The sequence below is a fragment of the Burkholderia sp. WSM2232 genome (genome assembly GCF_000472545.1).
Classification (GTDB): Bacteria; Pseudomonadota; Gammaproteobacteria; order Burkholderiales; family Burkholderiaceae; genus Paraburkholderia.
Map to the genome: position 1 here is coordinate 1 of NZ_AWZV01000063.1, position 4,463 is coordinate 4,463.

Annotated in this window: 5 protein-coding genes; 3 read left to right on the forward strand and 2 right to left on the reverse strand. The window is 63.4% G+C overall.

Annotated features, from left to right (window positions below):
- Window positions 1-314: succinate dehydrogenase, cytochrome b556 subunit (sdhC, locus tag F757_RS0129665; RefSeq protein WP_027214499.1), on the reverse strand; the 314-nt coding region annotated here is incomplete at its 3' end.
- A 159-nt stretch (window positions 315-473) separates the two neighbouring features.
- On the reverse strand, window positions 474-1,274 hold the full coding sequence (locus F757_RS0129670) for a GntR family transcriptional regulator (RefSeq protein WP_027214500.1): 801 nt from the start codon (window positions 1,272-1,274) through the stop codon (window positions 474-476).
- A gap of 585 nt (window positions 1,275-1,859) precedes the next feature.
- Between F757_RS0129670 and F757_RS0129680 the strand changes: the two genes are divergently transcribed.
- The 3 genes from F757_RS0129680 to F757_RS0129690 all read left to right on the forward strand — a co-directional run.
- Window positions 1,860-2,843 (forward strand): malate dehydrogenase, encoded by a 984-nt coding sequence (locus F757_RS0129680; protein ID WP_027214501.1) that lies wholly within the window; start codon window positions 1,860-1,862, stop codon window positions 2,841-2,843.
- 225 nt (window positions 2,844-3,068) lie between these two features.
- Window positions 3,069-4,067: an HpcH/HpaI aldolase/citrate lyase family protein gene (locus F757_RS0129685; protein WP_027214502.1), complete on the forward strand. Its 999-nt coding sequence runs from the start codon at window positions 3,069-3,071 to the stop codon at window positions 4,065-4,067.
- A 25-nt stretch (window positions 4,068-4,092) separates the two neighbouring features.
- A partial coding sequence (locus F757_RS0129690; protein WP_027214503.1) for a citrate/2-methylcitrate synthase occupies window positions 4,093-4,463 on the forward strand: 371 nt, incomplete at its 3' end.

A 4,463-nucleotide genomic window follows, 5' to 3' on the forward strand; every position in this document is an offset into this window, starting at 1 on the left:
TCGTGGTTGGTGTCCATCAGCAGATGGCGCACGCCCGCGCAGAAATGGAACATGTAGGCCCAGCCGAGCACCAGCACGATGAGCTTGACGATGATGTTGGAGAAGAAGGCCTTGAAGCCCNCGAAGCTCAGCTCCGAGGTCAGGCTCTGGTCGAAGAGGTACAGCAGGAACGGCAGCGCGACGAACAGCAGGCCGCCGCTCACGCGATGCAGGATCGACACGCGCCCCGCCAGAGGCAGGCGATACGCCGTCAATATCTGCCCGATACCGATGTTCCGGAATTCCGGCCTCGGTTTTTTTACCGCTTCAGCCATGCTAGACCCCCTGCTATGTAGTCACACCAATCCGCAATTTTAGCGCCTTTTCATTTCGCGCTGCAGCGAAAACCCCCAACAGGTCCGTTACAGCGCGTGCAATGAAGGCACCGGCACAAGGCGCGCGTGTGGGACGCTGCGCCCTTGATCCAGCCCGACTCAGCTCAAGTCGTTCTGATAGTAGTACCCGGTTGTGACATACCAACCTCGCCGGACTTCCACCGGCCGATCCCCGTATGTATAGGACACGCGCTCGACAGACAGCAGCGGAAAGCCCGGCGGCACCTGCAGCAGATCGGCAACCGAAGGCTCGGCCGCCACCGCGCGGATTTTCTCCGTGGCGCGGATCATGCGAGTGCCGAATTCCGTCTCGAACATCGCGTAAAGAGGACCCTTGTATTCCGACAGCCGCTCGAGCGTAAGCCCCCGGAACACGGCGCCAGGCAACCAGATTTCGTCGAGCACGGTCACTTCGCCGTCGAACTGCAGCAAACGCTTGATCAGCACGACCGGCTCGGCGGGCTTGAGCTCCAGTTGCCGCGCAATGTCCGCCGATGCGCGCAGCCGCCGGCACTCCAGCAGGCGGCTGACGTGCGGATGTTCGGCGCCGTCGTCGGCAAGCAGGCGGAGGAAGCGGAACTGCGCACGGTCTTCGTTGTGCGTTGCAACGAACGTACCCTTGCCCTGGCGGCGCACGAGGAGGTTTTCCGCAGCGAGTTCGTCGATTGCCTTGCGCACGGTGCCCTGGCTGACCTTGTATCTGGCCGCCAATTCGACTTCACTGGGAATGATCTCGCCGGGTTTCCATTCACCGCTCTCCAGACTTTGCGTAATCAGCCCTTTGATCTGCTGATACAGCGGGCTGAAAGTGGGCGACGCAGCGGGGACAGCCGCGGATACACCTTCGCCCGCGGCCGCCTGGCCGCCCGGATTCGTGGTGTTGGCCGGGTTCGAATTCATGCGCGCATTTCATCATAAAGGGCTGGGCCGCGTCCAGCATTTCTCCCGCAATAGATGTGTCTTATATAAGACATAAGATAATGTTGACTTTGCGTCTGCCGACTCCTACACTCCTTGTCGAGCAAGGGTTTGCGGGTTTTTTGGCGGTTGCTGGCTGCGCCTGGTTCGGCAGCGTCGCAACCCACCGGCAGCATCCTGCACCATGCCGTTCCCAAGCAGTCCAGGTTTCGATTCGCCGCCATTCGTTGGTCAGACGCTTGCCGAAACGCGCTGTTCGCGGGAGCCCACACTGTGCAGCGGCTACCCGGCGCCCCAATGCCCGCCCCGCTCTTTCAGCAAGCATCGGCTGACGTCGGCTTTTTTGCGCCGGCGGCCCGGCGTGCAGCGCCGGCCTGAGAGAGCTCAGCAGTACCGGTTTCCGGCATGGCGGTCTTGCCGCAGCGCCGCTTCCTGCTCGCAATTAACGGGCTGGCAGCGGGCCGTTCGCGAACCGTAATTTCCGCCGTGTTTCACAACGCTTCGCTGAACGCGCATATAGAATGGCGTTTTCCCTAGCGTCTAACGCATCGTCCTGGAGATTTCTCAATGGCTAAGCCCGCAAAGCGCGTTGCCGTCACCGGCGCCGCAGGTCAAATCGCTTACTCCCTGCTGTTTCGCATCGCCAATGGTGATCTGCTCGGCAAGGACCAGCCGGTTATCCTGCAACTGCTCGACCTGCCGCAAGCGCAAGGCGCCGTCAAAGGCGTCGTGATGGAACTGGATGATTGCGCGTTCCCGCTGCTGTCGGGCGTCGTGATCACGGACGACCCGAAGGTCGCATTCAAAGACGCCGACGTCGCCCTGCTGGTCGGCGCCCGTCCGCGCTCGAAAGGCATGGAGCGTAAGGATCTGCTGTCGGCCAACGCCGAAATCTTCACGGTTCAGGGCAAGGCGCTGAACGAAGTCGCGAGCCGCGACGTGAAGGTGCTGGTGGTCGGCAACCCCGCCAACACGAACGCCTACATCGCCATGAAGTCGGCGCCGGATCTGCCGAAGAAGAATTTCACCGCGATGCTGCGTCTGGACCACAACCGCGCGCTGTCGCAACTGGCCGCGAAGTCGGGCAAGCCGGTCGCCTCCCTCGAAAAGCTGGCTGTGTGGGGCAACCACTCGCCGACCATGTACCCCGACTTCCGCTTCGCGACCGCCGAAGGCGAGTCGCTGACCAAGCTGATCAACGACGACGAGTGGAACCGCAACACGTTCATCCCGACCGTCGGCAAGCGCGGCGCGGCGATCATCGAGGCGCGCGGCCTGTCGTCGGCGGCGTCGGCGGCTAACGCTGCGATCGACCACGTGCGCGACTGGGTGCTCGGCACCAACGGCAAGTGGGTCACGATGGGCATTCCGTCGGACGGCTCGTACGGCATTCCCGAAGACATCGTCTACGGCGTGCCGGTGATTTGCGAAAACGGCGAATACAAGCGCGTGGAAGGCCTGGAAATCGACGCGTTCTCGCGCGAGAAAATGGACGGCACGCTGCAGGAACTGCTGGAAGAACGCGAAGGCGTTCAGCATCTGCTCGGCTAAGCACCTGATGCAGAACAACCGGAACTCCGTAGCGTCATCGCGGCGGGTTCCGGTTTTTTTCGTGCGAACCGCGCTGTCTGCACCGCTCGAACGCGTTGAACCGTTCGAGCGACGCCAGCCATTCGCAACCGATCCAGGCGCGCTTTGCCTGTCCTCCTGTACGACTGGACAGAGCGCGCCCGAATCGGTTTTCCATCAACAACACCCACGCCACTGACGCTGAAGATGCGCGCCCTCACACCCGCCGAAGTGCTGTTTGACGGCGAAGTGCCGCCCGCTGTGCTGCCTGCCTGCGATCACTACGCAGGCAGCGAGAAGTTGATGCTGAAATCGCTGGCGCTGCAGCAACAGCTCGGGCCGGTGTTCGACATCACACTCGATTGCGAAGACGGCGCGCAAGTCGGCCGTGAAGCGGAGCACGCGGAACTGGTCGCGTCGCTGATCGGCAGCGAGCATGACCGTTTCGGCCGCGTCGGCGTGCGCATTCACGACTTCGAGCACCCGCATTGGCGCGACGACGTCCGCCTGATTTTGCGCGCCGCGCGGCGGGCGCCCGCTTACATCACGCTGCCGAAGATCCGTACCGTGCCCGACGCCGCCGAAATGATCGCGTTTATCGAGGCCACCCGGCGCGAACTCGGCGTCGCGAATCCGATCCCCGTCCAACTGCTGGTCGAAACGCACGGCGCGCTCACGCGCGTCTTCGATCTGGCCGCGTTGCCGGGCGTCGAGGCATTGAGCTTCGGCCTGATGGATTTCGTTTCCGCGCACGACGGCGCGATTCCCGACACGGCAATGCGCTCTCCCGGCCAGTTCGAGCATCCGCTCGTGCGGCGCGCGAAGCTCGAAATTGCGGCGGCCTGCCACGCGCACGGCAAGGTGCCGTCGCACAACGTCAGCACCGAAGTGCGCGACATGAGCGTGGTCGCGAACGACGCCGCGCGGGCCCGCAATGAGTTCGGCTACACGCGCATGTGGAGCATTCATCCCGCGCAGATCGAAGCCATCGTGAGCGCGTTCGCGCCGCGCGAGGACGAAATCGCGACCGCCGCCGAAATACTGCTCGCCGCGCAATCCGCGCACTGGGGACCGACGCGCCACCGCGACACGTTGCACGACCGCGCGAGCTACCGTTATTACTGGTCGGTGCTGCGTCGCGCGCGTTCCACCGGTCGCGCCGTTGCGCAAGACGCCGCGCCGCTTTTCGGGGAAGCGGAGCAATGAACACGCAAACAGGAGACCGCGGCAAATGAGCGAGACCACTCAAACCGCCGGCGTACAAGGCGGCTTCAAACCGAAAAAATCCGTCGCGCTGTCCGGCGTGACGGCGGGCAACACGGCGCTGTGCACCGTCGGCAAGACCGGCAACGACCTGCACTATCGCGGCTACGACATTCTCGATCTTGCGGGCAATTGCGAATTCGAAGAGATCGCCTATCTGCTCGTGCACGAAAAGCTGCCCACGCAGGCCGAACTGAGCGCCTACAAGGCGAAGCTGAAGGCGCTGCGCGGCCTGCCCGCGAACGTGAAGGCTGCGCTCGAATGGATTCCGGCGGCCGCGCATCCGATGGACGTGATGCGTACCGGCGTGTCGGTGCTCGGCACCGTGCTGCCGGAGAA

Coding starts and splice junctions, on each gene's coding strand:
- F757_RS0129670 (WP_027214500.1), bottom strand. CDS start 1,274: ATGAATTCGAACCCGGCCAACACCACGAATCCGGGCGGCCAGGCGGCC.
- F757_RS0129680 (WP_027214501.1), top strand. CDS start 1,860: ATGGCTAAGCCCGCAAAGCGCGTTGCCGTCACCGGCGCCGCAGGTCAA.
- F757_RS0129685 (WP_027214502.1), top strand. CDS start 3,069: ATGCGCGCCCTCACACCCGCCGAAGTGCTGTTTGACGGCGAAGTGCCG.